Here is a 19,934-nt window from a genome sequence, read left to right on the forward strand (position 1 = left end):
CATGAATGTTTCCGCACTGCATTCCTTTGAGCCGGCGCAAATTGCCCGCTGGAAAGCTCACGATAATGAACTTTCCCGACACTTCCGCGGCCCGATCATGAAAGATGTCATTCCCTACTTTGAACGTGAACTGGTGGTGTTGCGCGGCTATGCAGCCGAATTTGCCGCCCGTTTCCCCCGCGTGGCCGACCGGTTGCGCATCGGCGACGGCGATTCGCAGGTCGAGCGGCTGATCCAGGCGCTGGCGTTGCTGGCGGCGCGCATCATGAAACGGATCGACGACGGTTTTCCGCAGTTCACGGAAGCATTGCTGGAATCGCTGTTTCCGCACTACCTGCGGCGCTTTCCCTCCTGCGCGATTGTCTGCTTCAGCCATCCGGAAAAAGATCTGGCGGAGCTGTCCGGCGTGCGGACGATCGAGCGGGAAACGATCCTCGAATCCCTGCCCGTGCAAGGTACGCGGTGCAAGTTCCGAACATCGACATCGGTTGCGATGGCACCGCTGGCGATCACGGGAGCGCGGTTCGAGCCGCTGCTCCGGGCGCCTTCCGGAACGCGGCTCCCCGCAGATGCGACAGCGTCCCTGTCGATCACGATCGCTTCGATTTCGCCCCGCCTCACACTGCCGCAGATTTCGCTGGGCACGCTGCGGGTGCTCGCCGATGGCGATCCGTCGTTCTGCGCCGCGCTGCATGACACGCTGTTCATGCACGTCAGCGGCGCATTCGTCGAGGCCCCGGACGGCAAGTGGCTGCCGCTGCCAACGGTGCCGCTGGCGCCGGCCGGCTATGCGGACGACGAAGCGTTGATTCCGTTCGGCGACCGCTCGCATCGCGCGTGGCGGATACTGACCGAGTATTTCTGCTTTCCCCAGAAGTTCCGTTTCTTCGACATCGACCTCGCTGCGCTGCGCATGCTGGCACCGTCCGGCGCCAGGAGCATCACGCTGCATCTTTCGCTGTCGCGCATGGCGTCGGACAGCAATGCCGCGCGCATGCTGCGCTTGCTGGAGCCGGCGAACCTGCGCCTGTTCTGCACTCCTGCCATCAATCTGTTCAGGCATTCGGTCAGGCCCGTCGCCGTGACGGGCATGGCGTCAGAGTACTCATTAGTCGCAGACGCTCCCCGACCGCAAGCGTATGAGGTGCATTCCGTCGAAGCGGTACGCCAGCACTCGAAAAATGCCGATGTGGTCGAGTTCACGCCGCTTTATGCGAGAGGGCATGGCGCGGCTGGACGCGGCCGCCACTGGATCCTGCGCCACGACGATGTGCTGGCGGCGATCAGCCCCGGCCACGAAAAGCGGTTGACGCTGGTGGACATCAATGCCGAAGCACTGAAAGTGGAGCGCAGTTCGTTGTCGGTTGATGTCACGTGCACCAACCGCGACTTCCCGCACCAGCTGGCGTATGGGGCCGCTGCCGGCGACCTGACGCTGCCGGGCATGGCCGGTGCCCCCGTCGTGCGCCTGCTCGCCAAACCCGCCTTGACGCATCACTTCCCGGGCGGGCAGAACCACTGGCGGCTGATTTCACACCTGACGCTGAACCACCATGCGCTGGTACCGGAAGGACTGCCGACCTTCAGGGAGCTGCTCACGCTGCACGACCTGCCCGCCACGCCGGTGACGAAACGGATGGTCGACGGCATCGTGAATCTCGATCACACGATCACCACGGCCTGGATCAAGCACAAGCGCGGCTCATCGCTCGTGAAGGGCCTAGAAGTGCATATCACGTTGGATGAGGAGGCATTCGTCGGCGGCGGCATCCACCTTTTCGCGCAGGTCATGGATCATTTCCTGGCCATGTACGTGCAGGTCAATAACTACGTGGAACTGGTGGTGCTGTCGCAGCGTGACCAGAAGGAGATCCTGCGATGCAAACGCCGCAGCGGCAACGCGAGCCCGGCCTGATCGGGCAATTGTTCGCCGAACCCTGGCGGTTCGGTTTCCTCCCGGCCGTGACGCTGCTGCTGCGCTGGTTCGCGCGGCGCGGCGTGCCGAACGAGGAAGCATTGACCAGGGCACTACGCTTCGAGAACAGCGTTTCGCTGGCATTCCCGGCATGCGAAATCGAGGCAATGCGCACGGAAGACCAGCCGGAAGGGCTCCGCGTCGTGATGACACCGACCTGCATCGGCCTGCTGGGCGCAGCCGGAACGCTGCCGCTTCACGATACGGACCGTTTCGCCCGCGCCGCTGCGGAGGAGACAGGCACCCGCGCCTTCCTGGACTTCCTGTCGACGCGCATGGTGGCGTTGTTCTGGAAATCCTGGGCCATGAGCCGGCAGGAGGTCATGCTCGATACGCAGGGGCGGGATGGCTGGCGCGCATTCCTTCAGGCGCTGGGCGGGAACAAGGAATCGGAGGAGGACAGGGAAGCGTGGTATGCCGGGCTGCTGCGCGTGCGCCCTGTTTCCGCAGCCACGCTCGAATGCATCCTCGCCGGCGAACTGGGGCTGCCCGTGCGCGTGGAATCGATGGTGGGTTGCTGGCAGATCGTCGACCCTTCGCAGCGCACCATCCTCGGCACGACGAAACCGAAACTCGGCACCAGCACCATGGTCGGCCGGCGCCAGTGGCAAGTGGACCAGCGGCTACGCATCGTCATCGGCCCGCTGAAGCGCGCGCAGTTCGACTGGCTGCTGCCGCGCGGCGAAGGCGCACGTGTGCTGTCACGACTGGTGGCGTCCGTGATGGCGCAGGCGTTGCTCGAGTACGAGGTTTGCCTGCTGCCCGGTCCGGAATGCATCCGGCCGCTCGTGCTCACTGCGAAGCCGGGCAAGGGACTCCGGCTGGGCTGGGACACCTTTATTCCCGACGCGCCGGGCCGCAGTCGCCAGCGCGAGATCCGCTACCTGCTGAAACCCAAACTCTACGGAGGCAACCCGTGACTCTGATACCGCCCGGTGCCATATCGCTCGACCGCCTGCAACAAACGGGCCGACTGCTGCGCTCCCACTTTCCAAACGGCGATGGGCCCGATGCCACGCTCGTCGTCAATACGCTGTCCGCCCGGGAAGAGCTATCCCGAGGCTTTTGCTTTGCTGTGGAATTGCTGTCGGACGATGTATCGATTCCACTGAAGTCGATGATCGGCAAGATGATGACGGTCTCCCTGGTGCGCGACGACGGCACCGAGCGCCACTTCAACGGCTATATCACCGAGTTCCGCTACGCGAAAACGGACGGGGGCTTCGTCTATTACCAGGCCGTTCTCGAACCCTGGCTGGCGTTCGCGAAGCTTCGCAAGGATTGCGTGTCGTTCCTGGCCACCAGCGTGCTGGAAATGACCGAAAAGACATTTGCCCACTACAAGGAGCATGACTGGAAATTGCGCATGCGGGGCGACGATCCCAAGGTCACCTGCATGAACCAGTACAACGAAACGGACTATAACCACCTGCACCGCAGGTGGGAAGCCGCCGGGCTGCACTACTGGTACGAGCATCGCCTCGATGGCCATACGCTCTGGCTTTCCGACGACAGCACGAATGCCGACGGGGTCGATGTCTGCGGCACGCGCGATGTCGAACCGGGAACGATGCCGTATCGCGCGTACGCCGGCTCCGCCGAGGGCGACGGCATCCGGCAATGGCAGGCGGTGCGCCGCGTAGGCCCGTGCAGCATGACGCTGGGCAGCTTCGATTACAAGAATCCGGTACCGCAGGCCGCGACGTACGAGTCGATGAACCAGCAGGGCGAAGCGCCTTCCCACGAGATTTACGAAAACCTTGGCGCTTATGGCTACCGCGACTGGAACGATGGCGAGCCGCTGGCCAGGTGCCGCATGGAAGAATCGGACCGCACGGTGCAGTTCTTCGAGGCGGACGGTAACGACCGCAGCGCCATGCCTGGCCGCAGCTTCGTACTGGCCGACCATCACAGCGCCTCCATGAAGTGGCCGTTCCAGCAGGCGGCGGTCAGCGAACCGATCCGCAGTCGCGAGTACCTGATCGCGGCTGTCCAACATACGGCTGCCAACAACTTCGATTCCGCCAAGCGCGAACCGTCGTATTACAAGAACTCGTTCACCTGCCTGCGCAAGACAACTCCGTGGCGCCCAGGGCGGGGCTTCCACAGCAATCCGCCACCGGCGCCGGGCGTGCAGACTGCGATCGTTACAGGACCGCAGGGCGAGGAAATCCATACCGATGGCCTGGGCCGCATCACGATCCAGTTTCACTGGGATCGGCTGGGCAAGCGTGACGAGAACAGCTCGGCGTGGGTAAGGGTGGCGATGCCGATGGCGGGGAAGCAGTTTGGGCAAATCGGGCTGCCTCGCGTAGGCCAGGAAGTCGTGGTGCAGTTCCTGGGTGAGAACCCTGACCGGCCGATCGTTACCGGCGTGGTCTACAACGCCGCGCATGCGGTGCCTTGGGAGTTGTCGCCACAACGCGCCTTATCCGGGCTGCGCTCGCGCGAGCTGGGAGATGTTCGCGGTAACCAGCTCGTGCTGGACGATACAAAAGGCGAGATCCAGGCGCAGTTGCGGAGTGATCATTTGCATAGTCAGTTGTCGCTGGGGCAGATACATCGGTTGGAGGAAAACGGAGGGCACAAGGAAAAACGCGGCGCGGGTTTTGAATTGCGCACCGACGGCCATGGCGTAGCACGAGCAGCCGAAGGCTTGCTGCTTACCACGGAGGCGCGAGCTGGTGCCGCTGGCCCCATAAAAGCCATGGCAGAAACGACAGCGCGGTTGACCAAGGCACATGAACAACACAAATCACTGGCGACATTGGCGGGGCAGCACGCTGCCGGCAGCAGCAGTGGCCAGTCCGATAGCGCGCAGTCAATCGCTGCACAGATCGACGGCATCAAGGGTGGCGGGGGCGACCTTTCCGAACTCTCCGCGCCACATGTGGTGCTGTCCAGCGCTGCCGGTATTGCCGCAACCGCCGCCCAGTCGGTGCATGTGACCGGTGCCCAGCATCTTGCGCTGACAGCAGGAGCCAATCTCTCCATGACCGCGCAGGGGGGCTTTTTTGCCAGCGTACGAGAAGGCGCGCGTGTTTTCGTCCAAAAGCTGGGGATGAAGCTGATCGCGGCGACCGGCAAGGTCGAGATCCGCGCCGAGAGTGACGACATCGATCTGGTCGCAGAGAAGGTGCTGCGCCTGCTCAGTGAAACGGACTGGATCGAACTGCGCGGCAGGAAAGGACTGCGGCTGCATGGTGCAGGCTCGATGATCGAGATTGCGGACAAGGTACAGGTCTATTCCCAATCGCCTGTCCAGTTTCACTGCAACCTTGAGACCCTTGGCGCGCGAAATCGACCGCAACCGGATCGGAGCGTAAAAAATGAGGAGAACTCATCTGCCGAACCAGCGGATGAGCGGATGAAACTGCGCCCGCTTCTTCAATCGCACTCTGCATCCGGTGCGCCATATGCCGAAACGCCCTATGTCGTCTACAAGGATGGTGCGGAGATAAAGACGGGCCTTACGAACGACAAAGGTCAAATCGAGTTCGACCACGAACGGGGAACCGAGAGATACGAGGTCATGCTCGCCAATGGCGATCATTTCACGCTTCGCGTGGAAATGTTCGATCAGAACACCAGCGCGAATGACGAGAAAGCGAAATCGAACGAGGGATACCGCGCCTTGAACGATGCTACCGATGGGCGCGAGCACAAGTACTGATACCAACTGCATTCGAGCGAGGTGCGAAATGAAGCATCAAGGAAAAGGCGTGATCCGAATTGGAGATCCGACGACGCACGGCGGCCGCGTATTGACGGCGGCATCGGGCACGACGGTGTTGGGTAAGCCAGCCGCGCTCGCCGGCGACATGACGTCATGCCCGCAATGCAAGGGAGCTTTCCCGATCAATTCCGGCAGCTCGGGCAACCAGCACAAAGGCAAGCAGTACGCATACGAGGGAGACGCGACCGCTTGCGGGGCCAAACTGATTTCGACCATCTGACGATTTGGAACCGCGACGATATCGATCCCGGTCTTCACTCGCCAGGCGTTTCTACATGTGCACGACTTGCAGTTTCGCAAACGTATTATTGGAGAGAGGCACACATGAGCGATTCCATCAGACGTACCGAAACAACCTATGTCGACGAGAAAACCGGCTCGGCCCGTTGCACTGTCCAGTGGCTTCAGGAAAATCTGAACCGGCAAGGCGCAGTAACGCATCCGATCTCACACAACAACAAGCTCACCTTTTTCATTTGCGGCGCCGACGGCTTCAAGGACATCGCCGAGCAGATAGCCAAGGCTGTCGACACGATCGACATCATCTTTTGGGGATTCGATCCGGGGATCGAACTGCAGCGGACGGGTAGCCGGTGGCCACGCGGCGATACATACGGCGATCTCCTGGTCGCTGCAGGAAAACGTGGTGTTCAAGTGCGGTTGCTGGTGTGGTACGACCCTACCGCCAAAGGGCCCGCCCACCCATACAACATGCCAGGTTACGGCCACGATACGGATTCGTGGTACGCCGGTCCTCTCAAGGCCGACGAAATCGATTCTAAGAAGAGCGTGGCAATGCTGAAGGCGCACATGGCCGAAACAGTGCCATCCACGGCAAGGCGCAAACTCACTCCCGTACGGGCCGGGCTATTACCGAAGAGGGATGAGGAAATTCCGTTGTGCGCGCGCCGCCAATATTGCAGCTATTGGTATCGGGCTGCATTCAATGGTGAGTTCAAGGGAATCGCCATCAAAACGAGAAAAGGAAGCAGCAGCGATATCGCGGACAATCTCTCCCGTGCAACCAAAGGCCAACGCGACGGGGCGACGCCTTCTGGCCCTGAACGTTTAGTCATGTTGCACGGTGGCAGCCACCACCAGAAACCAATCCTGATCGACTATGACTACAACGACGGCGAAAAAGCCGTCGGCTATGTGATGGGGCTGAATTCGGTCACGGACTATTGGGATACGGCGGAGCACAAGCTGGAAGATCCACTTCGAGAACAAGGCGGTGAGAAGGAAACCAAGGAATGCATCCAGCAAGTGAAAGACGCTGGCTTCAAAACGTTCAAACCCTTGCGTGATTATGCCTGCCGCATCGATCGCGGTGGCACCCTGATTGCCCTCTACAAGAATTTCACCGCGGCGTGGGAAGGCGACAGTTATAGCAAGGTCAAAGCACAAAGAGCAAAGCCGATGATGGATGTCCGCGATTGGGAGAACGGTCCTGCGGTACTACGACGAAAGCCCGCGAGTGGCGACTGCACCGCACAAATCGTTCGCACTTCCGCGGAAGACCGCGACATTAGTAATCGCGACAGCTATTTCACAGCCACTGACAACGCCACGATGGGGGCCGGTTATATCTATATCGAGAACCAATACTTCCAGTACGAGGAATGGTCGCGGCGGCTGCTCGAGACGCGAAAGAAAAGCTGTGCACTGTACAACAAGGCGTGCGGTGCGGCTGGCAAGACACTGCGTGATCTGCCGCCCATGCATGTATTCATCGTGACGCCGACGCCCGAGAGGGCACAGATGATACCCCGTACGTACGATTCCCTGGCGACACTGGGGCTTCACGGCGGGCTGGAAAAACAACAAGAGATGATCGATCGTGTGAATAAAACGCCGAAGCAAGGACCGTATGTAACGACACCCAAAAGCATGCCGGCAGCCAATAATGAACTCACGGTTGTGGAGCACGCGAACAGCATCGACAAACCGGACATGGCGCGTCTCGAGCGGGATTACGGAATCAGGGCTTGCGTGACGATGCTGTACGCATGCGGTAAAGACGGAGGGCGGTGGCGCTATCGGGAAATCTACATTCATTCAAAACTGATGATTGTCGATGACCTGTTTCTGACATTGGGCAGTGCCAATCTCAATCACCGCAGCATGGCGGTCGACAGCGAAATCAATATTTCTGTGCTGGATCCAGTGCATGCAAAAAAATTGCGTAAGAGGGTATGGAGTCAGTTGACGGGCAAGACAGCCATGGGAGGGGAGGGAAGTAAGAAAGAAATGGCAGTTACATTTAAAAGTTGGGTCAGACTTATGGAAATGAATAAGGCCAAGGTATTGGCAGATAGCAAAAAAATCGAGGAAAAGAAACTGATCGGCTACATCCTGCAATTGGAAGATAACCGTAGCTCGATCATTCGATTGGGATGAATATGAAAAATCCTAGTCGCGTGCGTTTCATTCTTACAATCTTGTCAGTCATATTTCTGTCCGCTTGCGAAGCAAAGGAACCCTCTATGCAACTGCTCCCACGTAATGAAGTGCTGCCACTTTTCGAGCCGCACGTAGCCAATTTCGTATGCAACAGAGAAGCCGCTGCAGTACCACCCATCGATGCCCAGGCGGACCATTGGTTTCGCGAATCGCTTGCGCTCGACACTGCCGATATTTACACGGACGACAAGAACTATCAATCGATCGTCCGATTGATGCAGCAGGCAGCTAGCCGTAGACACTGGAAAGCCATGCTGAATCTGGCCAGCCTTTACATCGAACGACGGGATCCTGCTCATGGCGCCGAAGATGCGGTCAAACTCGTCGAAGAAGCCATGCGCTTGGGTGTGCCGGCAGCCTACGACAGGATGGGTACCTACTACCTGAACGGAACTGGTGTGCCGGGGGACTCGACGAAGGCATATGCATTCATGCAAAAGGCGGCGCAGATGGGCAACGCGGCCTCCATGCATTACCTTGCAGAAAAGATGCGCGCCGGCGTGGATGGCGCCCTCCCCGGATACTGGTCGAATATCCCTGTTGCAATCAAGATGCTCGAATGCGCGCTGTCACAAGGCTATGGGCCGGCGGGAGAATATCTTGAATTGCTTTACGCGCGTCCCGGTTATGCGGAGCCAACGGAAAGCAATAAGGCTCGGGCCTTGCGAGCGCTCCACGAAGGCGCCAAATTCGGTTGCCACGATTGTGCAAACGCGTTATTCGTCGAGTTCAGCAATCCGATTGACTTGGAAAATTCGCCAGCGCCCTACATTGACGTTGCGCGCTCCGAGCGGTATAGCATGATCGGCGATGCCCTGGGCTTCGATCCCTCCGACCGGTTCCCTAATCTCGACAAGGTACTTCCCCTGCCCCCGGCAGCACTGCCGCCATGGAACGGCGACCGCGACACTTTGCTTTATGCCGCGCGTGGCGTGACTTTGGCTCCGAGCAAACCACCGAGCTCTACTCCAACATCGCAAGCAACGGGCCAATACTTTCTGGACGCTGCGTATACGCTACGGGCTACTGCCGAAACCGCCACCGGAAAAGCCCCATTTGAGGGTTACTGGAAGCCACAGGCGCCCGCGCAATCGGAGCCGGTTCAACAACACATCGCGACGATTCAACCCGGGTTGTACAAGAAGGGTGAAAACTTCCCCGCGATCCGACTGCCAGACGACCACCGACCGGTGCCAGGTATCGCATGGGAGTATTACATTACGATTCCCCACGACCATGGCGCTGTCGCCCCTCGCGCACCGAAGGGAATGACGCGAGAAATGCCGCATTCGGTGCCGCTCCGGAGTTCGACGGCCGAAGAGAACTGCCCTGCCAGCGGCATCTGGCAACCATGGCTAAAAAACGGGCATCCACTTCAAGCGCTGATCAACCAACCATCGCGGCAATCGTGGATTGCCAAAGGGCAGCCGTTTCCGCAGCCCGAGCGCGACTGGCACTTGCCGATCGCGGAGCAGGACGTGTCATGGCACTTGCTGGATGATTCGGGGCCGCAGGGGCTGGATGCGGACATCAAGTGAAATCACGGACCAGCGTTTCCTGCTTCCCTAGCTGCGATCGATAGAAACACTTTTGTATATGGCGGTACCGCCTGAGTCAGATACGGGCAGGGACAGCAACTCTGTCGACTTCGATACTCATCACTATTCGGTTGGGGTGAACATGAAGAGCTTCTTGTATATGCCAATCTTGCTCATGGCATTGTTTTCCATGAGCCTATCCGCTTGCCAGGCAAAGGAACCTCCCATGCAGCCGCTTCCCCGCAATGAAAAGCCACCACTGTTCCAACCGCACGTGGCTGATTTCCCGTGCAAGATAGAAGCCGCAGCGGTTCCGCCCATCGATGCTCAAGCGGACCAGTGGTTTCGCGAGTCGCTCGCCCGCGATAGCGCCGACATTTACACGGACGACAAGGACTATCAAGCCATCGTTCGGTTGATGCAGCAGGCCGCGCAGCGGAGACACTGGAAAGCCATGCTGAATCTGGCCAGCCTTTACATCGAACGACGGGACCCTGGTCGTGGCGTCGAAGATGCGGTCAAACTCGTCGAAGAACTCATGCGCCTGGGTGTGCCAGCAGCCTACGACAGGATGGGTACCTACTACCTGAACGGAACAGGTGTGCCTGGTGATTCGACTAAGGGGTATGCATTCATGCAGAAGGCAGCGCAAATGGGCAATGCAGCCTCCATGCATTACCTCGCCGAAAAAATGCGGGCCGGCGAGGATGGTGCGCTCCCCGGATATTGGTCGAATATTCCCATTGCGATCAAGATGTTCGAGTGTGCCCTTTCACAGGGCTACGGTCCGGCGGGGGAATATCTTAGCGTGCTTTACGCAAATCCGGGTTATGCGGAGCCAACGGAAAGCAATAAGGCGCGGGCCTTGCAAGTGCTTCAGGATGGCACCAAATTCGGTTGCCACGAATGCGCAATTTCATTATTTGTCGAGTTCGGCGATCCGATCGACTTAAAAAATTCTCCTGCCCCCTATATTGACCCGGCGCGAGCCAAGCGTTACCAGACGATCGGCCATGCATTGCAATTCGACCCATCCGACCGATTCCCGAATCTGGACAAGGTACTGCCCCTGCCCCCGGCAGCGCTGCCACCATGGAATGGTGACCGCGACACTCTGCTCTATGCCGCGCGTGGCGTGACTTTGGCTCCGAGCAAACCACCGAGCTCTACTCCAACATCGCAGGCAACGGGCCAATACTTTCTGGACGCTGCGTATGCGCTAAGGGCCACTGGCGAAACCGCCACAGGAAACGCCTCATTCGAGGGTTACTGGAAGCCACAGGCACCCGCGCAATCGGAGCCGGTTCAACAACACATCGCGACGATTCAACCCGGGTTGTACAAGAAGGGCGAGAACTTTCCAGCGATCCGCCTGCCAGACGATCACCGTCCGGTACCAGGCATCGCATGGAAGTATTACATTACGATCCCCCACGATCATGACGCTGTTGCCCCTCGTGCACCGAAAGGCATGACGCGCGAAATGCCGCACTCAGCCCCGCTCCGCAGCACGACGGCCGACGAGAACTGCACCGTCAGCGGCATCTGGCAACCGTGGCTGAAGAGCGGGCATCCACTTCAAGCGCTGATCAACCAACCATCGCGGCAATCATGGATTGTCAAAGGGCAGCCTTTTCCGCATCCCGAGCGAGACTGGCACTTGCCGATTACAGAGCAGGACGTGTCATGGCACCTGTTGGATGATTCGGGGCCGCAGGGGCTGGATGCGGACATCAAATGAATCACGGACCAGCGTTTCCGGCCTTCCTGGATCCGTTGGCTACCCTCGATCGCTGGATGGGGCGCGCGCGAAAAAAAGGGACAGCAATTGACTCAACTTCAATACTCGTCATACTTCCGCGCATCGCCCTTCACGACAGCCGCCGGATACTTCTCCCCATTCAGCCGCAACTTCTCCAGCGCCGCCGCCCGCAAATCCACACCCGTCGCATCAGCCAACTGCACCAGATACAGCAGCACATCCGCCAGCTCATGCTGAATCCCTTCGCGCTTGCGCTCATCGAGCTCCTCCGACGAACCGGTGCGCAGCCATTGAAAGTGCTCCACCAGCTCGGCTACTTCCACCGACAACGCCATGGCCAGATTTTTCGGCGTATGAAACTGCTGCCAATCCCGTTCCGCCGCGAATACGCGGGTCAGTTCCCGCAGCTCTATTAACGTGTCGACGGACGAGGAGGAAGAGGAAGACGAAGCGGCCTCCGAAGCCGAGCCAGGAGCGGAAGCCGGCCCAGGAGTAGCAGACGAACCACTCACGCCACAACCTTCTGCATGAACACCGACAAAGGATCGTCCGGATAATCCCCAAAAGCCCCGCGGTATTTGTAGCCCATGCGCTCATACAGCGCCAAGGCTTCCGGCATCGTTGGCCCCGTCTCCAGCATGAACACCGAGCACCCCCGCGCAGCCGCGGCTTCCTCGAGCGTGGAAATCAGTTTCCGCGCCAATCCCTGCCCGCGCGCCGCCGGCCGCACATACATCCTCTTGATCTCCCCAAACTCCGGCGTTACGACGACAGCCGCGCAGCCCAGCGCGGCACCAGAAAGGTCGCGCGCCACGGCAAACACCACGTTCGGTTCTAGCAGCGATGCGATGTCCAGCGCATAGACATTCTCGGGCGGGTACAGCGAATACAGGTAGGTATCCAGTTCGGCGATCAGCGCGTGCACGTCCGGCTGGTCCGGGGTTTCAAAGGTGACTTGCATGGACAATTCTGGGATATTTGCGGGATTCGGGAATGTTATCATTCCGCGCCGCCCGATCGGTGGTCGACTGGGGGCACCACATCTCACAAGGATAACGATGAAACCGCTTTTAACGAAAGCCGTCGCCCTGACTCTCGGTTCCTCGCTGCTGCTGGCAACGCCGGCGGTGCTGGCCGCGAGTGCGCCCCGCGCCGAAAAAGAATGGCTGTCGCAAGCCGATGCCGAAGCCCGTTCCGCACGCATCTCCAACGTCGCTTACCAGCTCGACTTCACGCTGACCGGCAAGGAAACCTTCGCCAACACGACCACGCTGAACTTCGATCTCGCCGATGCTTCGGCGCCGCTGACGATCGACTTGAACAAGGCCACCGTCAAGTCGCTGACCGTCAATGGCAAGTCGGTTACGCCGCAATACAACAACTGGTTCCTCACGCTCGCCGCCGCCGACCTGAAACAGGGCCGCAATACCGTCGTGGTCAGCTTCGAACGCCTGCACAGCACCAATGGCGAAGGCCTGCACCGCATGGTCGACCCGGTCGATGGCCGCGTCTATACCTATTCGCATTTCGAGCCCGCCGCCGCGCAGCAGATGTTCGCGCTGTTCGACCAGCCGGACCTGAAGGCCACCTACCAGGTCAACGTCACCGCACCGGCGGACTGGGTGGTGGTGTCCACCACGCGCGAATCGAAGGTCGAGGATGCGGCCGGCGGCAAGCGCTGGACGTTCCCCGTGTCGAAGAAGCTGTCGCCTTATAACTTCTCGCTGCATGCCGGTCCGTACAAGATCTGGGAGGACAACAGCGCCAAGTATCCGATGCGGCTGTTCGCGCGCCAGTCGGTGGCCGCGCAGGTCGATCCGAAGGACTGGTTCACGTTCACGAAGCAGGGCCTGGCGTTCTTCGACGAGTATTTCGGCATCCCGTACCAGTTCGAAAAGTACGACCAGCTGCTGGTGCCGGACTTCTTGTACGGTGCGATGGAAAACGCCGGCGCGATCACGTTCGCCGAAAAGGGCTTCCTGCACAAGGACAAGATGACCACCGACCAGCGCCACTCGCTGGCCTCCGTGATCATGCACGAGATGGCGCACCAGTGGTTCGGCGATCTCGTCACGATGAAATGGTGGAACGGCCTGTGGCTGAACGAGAGCTTCGCGTCGTTCATGGGCACGCTGGGTACCGCCGAATCCACCGAATTCAAGAACGCCTGGCAGTACTTCTACGCGCAGGGCAAGACGGCGGCCTACCGGCAGGACCAGTCGCTCGGCACGCACCCGATCGAGGTGCCGGTGGCCACCAGCGCGAATGCGTTCGACAATATCGATGCGATCACATATTCGAAAGGCGCGTCCACGCTGAAGCAGCTGCGCCACCTGCTGGGCGAGGAAACGTTCCGGCGCGGCGTGCATAACTACCTCGTCAAGTACCAGTACCAGAACGCCAAGCTCGATGATTTCATCGGCAGCCTGGGCGAAGCGGCTGGCCGCGACCTGTCGCAGTGGACGCAGGATTGGCTGTACCAGCCGGGCGTCAATACCGTCACCGCCAGCTACACCTGCAAGGGCGGCAAGATCGATGCGTTCAGCCTGGCGCAGACGGCACCGGCCGAGCATCCGGTACTGCGCGAACAGCGCGTGCAGGTGGCGCTGTTCCGTAACAAGGGCAAGGCGCTGAACCTGGACCGCAAACTGGCCGTGACCTACAAGGGCGGCAGCACGCCGGTGCCGGAACTGCAGGGCGCGGCCTGTCCGGACCTGGTCTATCCGAACTATGAAGACTGGGGCTACGCCAAGGTGAAGCTGGATGAGCGCTCGTTCGGCACGGCGCGCTCGCACGTCAGCAAGGTGCAGGAGCCGCTGCTGCGCGGGATGCTGTGGCAAAGCATGTGGGATGGCGTACGCGATGGCGAATTGCCGCTGAACGAATTCATGCAGACGGCCCTGAACAACGCGCCGCGCGAAACCGATTATGCGCTGCTCGGCAATGTCCTTGCCAAGGTTGGCGCCGGCGTGGGCTACCTGCAGAAGATGGCGCCGAACGCCGCCTACACCGGTAAGACGCTGCAGGCGCTGGAGAAGATGGCCTGGCAGGGCGTCAACGATGCCGGGGACGAGAACTTCCGCCGCCGCTGGCTGAACATGTACATCGACGTGGCAAGCAGCAAGCCGGCGCTGGACCGCCTGGCTGGACTGCTGCAGGATCGCGGCGTGCCGAAAGGCGTGTCCATTAACCAGGACGTGCGCTGGGCGATCGTCCGGCAGCTCGCCGAGCAGGATTATGCGGGGGCGGACAAGCTGCTGGCCGCCGAAACGGCGCGCGACAAGTCCGATTCCGGCCAGGCCGCCGCGTTGGCGGCACAGGTGGCGCGGCCCGATCCTGCGGTGAAAGGGGAGTGGCTGGCAAAGATCGCCGACCTGCAGACCAAGCTGCCGTTCTCGCGCATCCGCACGGCGATGGAACACATCTACCCGGCCGCGCAGGCGTCGCTCAGCGAGCAAAGCGCCGCGCAGCGGCTGTCGCAACTGCCGGAACTGGACAAGGCCGCCGGCCCCGTCTACATGCGCAGCTTTGCCGAGTCGATGATCCCGGCCACCTGCACGCCACAAAGCGTGCAGCGGCTGGCGGACGCCGCCGGGCAGCAAAAGGAACTGTCGGCCGGCACCCGCCGCGCATTGCTGGAAACGCAGCAGGAGGATGCGCGCTGCGTGGCGATCCGCAAGGCGATGACGGTGCCGCTGGGCTGAGTCATCCATACCCTGTAAAAACGCCGGCGCAAGCCGGCGTTTTTATTGATGGGTAGTGAATTGCATGTTTGACGGCACTCGCCGCCCGGCGTATTTTCTTATCTTCCGACTCACTTTCACATACGCCTGTCATTTTCCGGTGTCACCATTCCAGGGAATGGCGAGCACAAGCAGGCTACCCACCACTTGCCCGCATTCGCCACCACTTCCACCCGCCTGTTCATTCCCTTCCACAACGGCCGGGTTACACCAATAAAGCGCCGCACTGGCAGCGGAAGGGATCATCTGAAAGGGGAAGGCCATGAACATCTACCAGGCTATCTGGGATGCGGACCAGGCCGGCAGCGGCATCAAGCCGCTGCTTGCCACGTCCAATGAAGGGCAGGAAGAACACGGGTTTATCCGTGTCCTGACGAAGACCGAAACGCTGCGCGACCCGAACATCCTGTTCGACCTCGCGCTGCCGCAGCACAAGCGCACTACGTACGACCTGGCCCACGCGCTGTTCGACAACTACGCGCTGGACGAGCAGCATGGCGAGGCGGAAACGCCGGAGGAAAGGGAAGAGATCCACGACCTGCTGGACGCCGTGGTCGACAGCCCGCCGATGCTGGTGGCCCGCCAGTACGTGGAAGAAGCCACCGGCACCTCGGTCAGCAGCGCGCGCTGGTATGCCACCTTGCTGGAGATGTGGTTCCGCACGTTCAGCGCCGGCGGCGACCCGGCGCTGTCCGGCTTCGAGCACGTGTTCGTGGGCGAGCAGCAGGGGCCGAAAGTGCAGGGCTACCACTTCTGGTACAAGTACTACCTGGACGATGGCATGGCACAGCGCGAAGGCATCCGCGCGGCATTCCCCGGCCTGGACGACGACCGCATCGTCTACCTGCGCGGGCAGTACAAGGATGGCCAGGAGCAGTTCCCGGAGTCCGTCACGATCTCGTATAAATGGATGGCGCCCGACTACGATGCCCAGGTGCTGCGCCCGTTGACGAAGCCGACCGGGGGCTTCTTCGTCGGCTGCAGCGTGGAAGGGCTGATGGCGCTGGGTACCGTGCGCGCCCACCTTGGCGCCCGCGCGCCGAAGGAGGCGGTGATCAACGGCGCGCGCTATGAGCTGAAGGTGTTCCGCAGCGAGAACAACCAGCATATCCGCACGTTCTACCCTATCTACCTGGGCCCGGCATCCGACGTCACTCCGCCGGTCGGCCCGGCGCCGGACCCGGTCGAACCCGGCAAGCTGCGCATCCTGGCGGCGCTGGTCAATCCGCAGGGCGACGATCCCGGCGGCGAGCGCGTGCTGCTGGCCAATGGCGGCGAACGCGACGTGTCGTTGGCCGGCTTCGTCCTGCGCGATGCGAACCGGAACCGCTTGGCCGTCCCGGACGAATTCGGCACGATCCCCGCCCGTGGCGCGATCACGGTCAGCCTGCCGAAAGGCTCGATGCAACTGTCGAACAAGGGTGGCGAGATCACGCTGCTGACACCGGACGGCAAAGTGGCGCACCGGGTCAGCTACTCGAAGGCGCAGGCGCGGCGGGAAGGCGAGCTGATCTACTTCTAAGCAATAGCAGCAGCGACAGCCAAAACCGGTGACAGGCCGCGGCGGCGGACCGTCCAGTTATTCTGAAACATTTCAAATTAACTGGTGTCTGTCACCGGTTTTCAGGAAACATTTCAAATTAACTGGTGCCTGTCACCGGTTTTTTTACTGCTGCGTCGCCGGTTGTGCGGGCGCGCTACAATGCCGCCTTCACCGGAGCCCCACATGACCTACGAAGAATACCTGGACGAAGTCACCACGCTGATCTTCGAGAAATATGACATTCCCGAGAACGAAGCCGTCAAGATCGTGATGGCTGCGCAGGATAAGGAGTTCTTCGTGCGGCACGATAAAAGCGCCAAGCTGCGCAATATCGACCAGGCGCACAAGGATGCCAAGACGCTGTTCGAGGCCGCCGGCGTCAAGCTGGCAGCCAAGCCAGCGGCCAATGCGGCAGCCAAACCAGCGGCCAATCCGGCAGCGAAGCCAGCAGCCAAGCCGCCAGTCAAGTCAGCCAAAGGCCCGGCAAAGCCTTCCAAATAAGCAGGGCGGGGCGCTCATCCCGCCGCGGCCCGCCATCCCGCCAGGCCGCTGATCGCCTCTTCCTTCGCCTTGGCCTCGATCTCGATCCACGGCGCGCGGGCGTACGATGACGGCATCGTGGCGATCAGGTCCGAATGCTGCCGGTCGTTGAACGACGTGCGGCCATTCGAGATGTGCACCAGCTGGTGCTCGGGAACGGCCCAGGTGCCGCGTGCCTTGTCCAGCATCTCGCCCACGCTGGGGTGGTCGTAGCTGTCCAGTTTTTCATGCACGATATGGTGATGGGCATCGAACACCATCGGCACGCCGCTGCGCAGGCAGATGTCGTGGATCTCGCTGGCGCTGTAGGCGTACTCGTCGTTTTCCAGCCCCAGGCGGCAGCGGATCGCGTCCGGCAGCCGGGCGATGTTGGCCACCAGCGCATCGTCGCGGTCGGCCTTGCCGCCGTGGACTTCCAGCAGCGCCCACGGCGTGCGCGGCTGCGCCAGCAGGTCCATGATGTCCGCATGCATCTGCAGGATCTTGATGCTGTTTTCCACCACGCCGGCCGAGTCGGAACTCAGCACCACGAACTGGTCGGGATGCATCACCAGCCGGATACCCCGTTCCAGCGCCCGCGTCCCCGTGCGCGCCAGCGTTGCCGCGAACGGGGCCAGCACTTCGCGCCCGATATCCTCGTCCGCGAACGGGAACAGGGAAGAGGGCATGCGGTACAGCCTGATGCCCTCCGTCTCGCAATAGCGCAGGGCGTTGTCCAGGACCTGGATATTGCTGCGGTACAGTTCGTCGAGCAGCTTGCGCTGGCCGTCGGGCGAATGCTCCAGCAGCCGTTTGCGCGTGACCGTGCGGTACCGCACGGCGGTTGACACGGTGATGCAGACGAGGCCGAGGTGTGGTGGCATGCCGGAACGTGTGGATGACGGAAGTTCCGGATTCTAGCCCGCGACGTGTGCCATGTGGCGCCGCACAGCTTGTAACGTGCGAGAAATGCGGGACAATCCATGGTCAAATGCCTGTCCTGTTCAAACCGGAGAATGCATCATGGCAGACGACTTCAAGGCGGGCGACAAGGTGCAGTGGCAATCGGCCCAGGGCACGGTGCATGGAACGGTCAAGAAGAAACTCACTTCCCCCACCGACATCAAGGGTCACCATGTCGCCGCGTCGAAGGAAAACCCCGAGTACCTCGTCGTCAGCGATAAAACGGGAGCCGAAGCCGCGCATAAAGGCAGTGCACTGAAAAAAGCCTGAAAAAGTAACGGCGAGCAACAGCGGCATGGCCGAATATGCGACCCGACGCGCGGTTCTTGTGTAAGGTGATGCCTATCCACCACGACGCGAATAACGCCATGAACAGCGAAGCGCCGCTTTATAAAAATCACGCATTGTTGTTGTCGCAGAGCTTCTTCATCAAGGACAACAAGGCTGAGCTGCTGCTGCATGCGCACAAGTACGACTTCGACATTACTTTTTTCAGCGAAGTCAGCGATTTTGCGCATGCCGTCGAGGCCAGCGGCGACAACAGCCTGTTCGTGATCGATCTCGATGCACTGCACAACATGCAGGCCGATATGCAGTCGGCCCGCAAGACGCTGTTGCTCGGCGAATTGCTGGCGCGGCTGCCCGCTGGCCACAGTTATGTCTACCTGCAGTCCGCGCGCCAGGGCGGCCGCTTCCTGCTGCAGCAGCGCCTGGTGGACAGCGACTGCCTGGCCTATGCGGAAAAGCCGATCGCCAACGACGTGCTGGTCGACAAGCTGTTCAACCTGTTCGTGCAAAAGAAGCGGGGCGACCTGGTGCGCCTCATCTTCCTGGGCGACGCCACGCACGTCGATGCCGAGGCGCTGCTGGAACGGCGAGTCGAACTGATACGTTACGACGATGTCCACACGCTGCACCTGCGCGTCAGGGACCTGCAGCCGGACATGGTGATGATCACCGATACGGAATACGAGCGCACCGAGGCCATCGTGCGCGTGCTGAAGAAGAATATCGAGGCCGACCCGGTACGCGAGATCATGATGCTGCAGCGCCGTGTCGACGTCGACCTGACCCGCAACGCGCTGGCCAGCGGTTTCGACGGGATCATCCCGCTGATCAGCCGCGAGCTGCTGACGGCGCAGCTGGTGAACCGCGCCAACAAGATCCGCGTCAGCAAGGACCTGATCGGCAAGGACCGCGCCACCGGCCTGCTGAACAAGGTGGGCCTGCAGAAGAAAACGCAGGAACTGATCTGCACCGCGGGCCGCGAGGGGCGGCCGCTGGCGCTCGGCGTGGTCGACATCGACAAGTTCAAGACCATCAACGATACCTGGGGCCATTACTTCGGCGATATCGTCATCAAGCGGCTGTCGCTGACACTGTCGTCGCATGTCGGCGAATACGACCTGCTGAGCCGTTTCGGCGGCGAGGAATTCGTCGTCGTGTTCTGGGATTGCCAGCTCGAAGAGGGCGCCCGCAGGCTCGATGCGATGCGGCAGGCGTTCGGCGCGATCCCGTTCGAGGTCACGCCCGGCACGGTGCGCCACTTCTCGTTCAGCGGCGGCGTGGCGGCCTACCCGGAGTACAAGACCGGAAACGAAATGTTCCTGCGTGCCGATGCGATGCTGTATGAAGCGAAGCAGGGCGGTCGCAACCAGATCCGCATAGCCCCCTTGAGCCGCTGACACGGCC

15 protein-coding genes are annotated in these 19,934 nt (G+C 60.9%); 12 read left to right on the forward strand and 3 right to left on the reverse strand.

Translation table 11 applies throughout. From position 1 onward, the window contains the following. Position 1: 1 nt before the first annotated feature. The 7 genes from tssF (at position 2) to FHS02_RS19125 (ending at position 11,453) form a co-directional block, all read left to right on the forward strand. On the forward strand, positions 2–1,915 hold the full coding sequence (gene tssF / locus FHS02_RS19095) for a type VI secretion system baseplate subunit TssF (protein WP_229422324.1): 1,914 nt from the start codon (positions 2–4) through the stop codon (positions 1,913–1,915). After that, positions 1,879–2,895: a type VI secretion system baseplate subunit TssG gene (gene tssG / locus FHS02_RS19100; protein ID WP_137315921.1), complete on the forward strand. Its 1,017-nt coding sequence runs from the start codon at positions 1,879–1,881 to the stop codon at positions 2,893–2,895. Before tssF ends, tssG begins: the two co-directional genes overlap by 37 nt. Further along, the gene (locus FHS02_RS19105; RefSeq protein ID WP_175424903.1) at positions 2,892–5,648 is read left to right on the forward strand and encodes a type VI secretion system Vgr family protein; all 2,757 of its coding nucleotides are present in this window, start codon (positions 2,892–2,894) and stop codon (positions 5,646–5,648) included. The genes tssG and FHS02_RS19105 overlap by 4 nt, the downstream gene beginning before the upstream one ends. A 28-nt stretch (positions 5,649–5,676) precedes the next feature. Beyond that, the gene (locus tag FHS02_RS19110) at positions 5,677–5,931 is read left to right on the forward strand and encodes a PAAR domain-containing protein (protein WP_137315923.1); all 255 of its coding nucleotides are present in this window, start codon (positions 5,677–5,679) and stop codon (positions 5,929–5,931) included. Positions 5,932–6,035: 104 nt separating this feature from the next. Then, the gene (locus tag FHS02_RS19115) at positions 6,036–8,111 is read left to right on the forward strand and encodes a phospholipase D-like domain-containing protein (protein WP_137315924.1); all 2,076 of its coding nucleotides are present in this window, start codon (positions 6,036–6,038) and stop codon (positions 8,109–8,111) included. A gap of 86 nt (positions 8,112–8,197) precedes the next feature. After that, a complete protein-coding gene (locus FHS02_RS19120; RefSeq protein ID WP_175424904.1) occupies positions 8,198–9,712 on the forward strand; it encodes a tetratricopeptide repeat protein in 1,515 nt (504 codons plus the stop codon). A gap of 142 nt (positions 9,713–9,854) precedes the next feature. Continuing rightward, positions 9,855–11,453 carry a tetratricopeptide repeat protein gene (locus FHS02_RS19125; RefSeq protein WP_175424905.1) on the forward strand — a complete coding sequence of 533 codons (1,599 nt, stop codon included), beginning with the start codon at positions 9,855–9,857 and terminating at the stop codon, positions 11,451–11,453. A 98-nt stretch (positions 11,454–11,551) separates the two neighbouring features. Here the strand turns inward: FHS02_RS19125 and FHS02_RS19130 are convergent, their stop codons facing one another. Both FHS02_RS19130 and FHS02_RS19135 read right to left on the reverse strand, forming a co-directional pair. After that, positions 11,552–11,887: a nucleotide pyrophosphohydrolase gene (locus FHS02_RS19130; RefSeq protein ID WP_371861487.1), complete on the reverse strand. Its 336-nt coding sequence runs from the start codon at positions 11,885–11,887 to the stop codon at positions 11,552–11,554. 95 nt (positions 11,888–11,982) lie between these two features. Further along, on the reverse strand, positions 11,983–12,435 hold the full coding sequence (locus FHS02_RS19135; RefSeq protein ID WP_137315928.1) for a GNAT family N-acetyltransferase: 453 nt from the start codon (positions 12,433–12,435) through the stop codon (positions 11,983–11,985). Between the two features lie 97 nt (positions 12,436–12,532). Between FHS02_RS19135 and pepN the strand changes: the two genes are divergently transcribed. From pepN to FHS02_RS31965, 3 genes are all read left to right on the forward strand, one after another. Further along, positions 12,533–15,178, forward strand: coding sequence for an aminopeptidase N (gene pepN / locus FHS02_RS19140; protein ID WP_137315929.1), 2,646 nt, complete (start codon positions 12,533–12,535; stop codon positions 15,176–15,178). Between the two features lie 301 nt (positions 15,179–15,479). Further along, a complete protein-coding gene (locus FHS02_RS19145; RefSeq protein ID WP_137315930.1) occupies positions 15,480–16,739 on the forward strand; it encodes a hypothetical protein in 1,260 nt (419 codons plus the stop codon). Between the two features lie 204 nt (positions 16,740–16,943). Beyond that, complete coding sequence (locus FHS02_RS31965; protein ID WP_307722168.1) at positions 16,944–17,261, forward strand: hypothetical protein; 318 nt, start codon at positions 16,944–16,946, stop codon at positions 17,259–17,261. Positions 17,262–17,275: 14 nt separating this feature from the next. Here the strand turns inward: FHS02_RS31965 and uvsE are convergent, their stop codons facing one another. Beyond that, positions 17,276–18,163 carry a UV DNA damage repair endonuclease UvsE gene (gene uvsE, locus FHS02_RS19155; RefSeq protein ID WP_137315931.1) on the reverse strand — a complete coding sequence of 296 codons (888 nt, stop codon included), beginning with the start codon at positions 18,161–18,163 and terminating at the stop codon, positions 17,276–17,278. Between the two features lie 139 nt (positions 18,164–18,302). On the opposite strand from uvsE, the gene FHS02_RS19160 reads away from it, so the two are divergent. Beyond that, positions 18,303–18,512 carry a hypervirulence associated TUDOR domain-containing protein gene (locus FHS02_RS19160; protein WP_137315932.1) on the forward strand — a complete coding sequence of 70 codons (210 nt, stop codon included), beginning with the start codon at positions 18,303–18,305 and terminating at the stop codon, positions 18,510–18,512. A 98-nt stretch (positions 18,513–18,610) separates the two neighbouring features. Then, positions 18,611–19,927 (forward strand): GGDEF domain-containing protein, encoded by a 1,317-nt coding sequence (locus FHS02_RS19165; protein WP_137315933.1) that lies wholly within the window; start codon positions 18,611–18,613, stop codon positions 19,925–19,927. The last annotated feature ends 7 nt before the right edge of the window (positions 19,928–19,934 follow it).

The organism is Pseudoduganella umbonata (assembly GCF_014192225.1).
Taxonomy (GTDB): domain Bacteria; phylum Pseudomonadota; class Gammaproteobacteria; order Burkholderiales; family Burkholderiaceae_D; genus Rugamonas; species Rugamonas umbonata.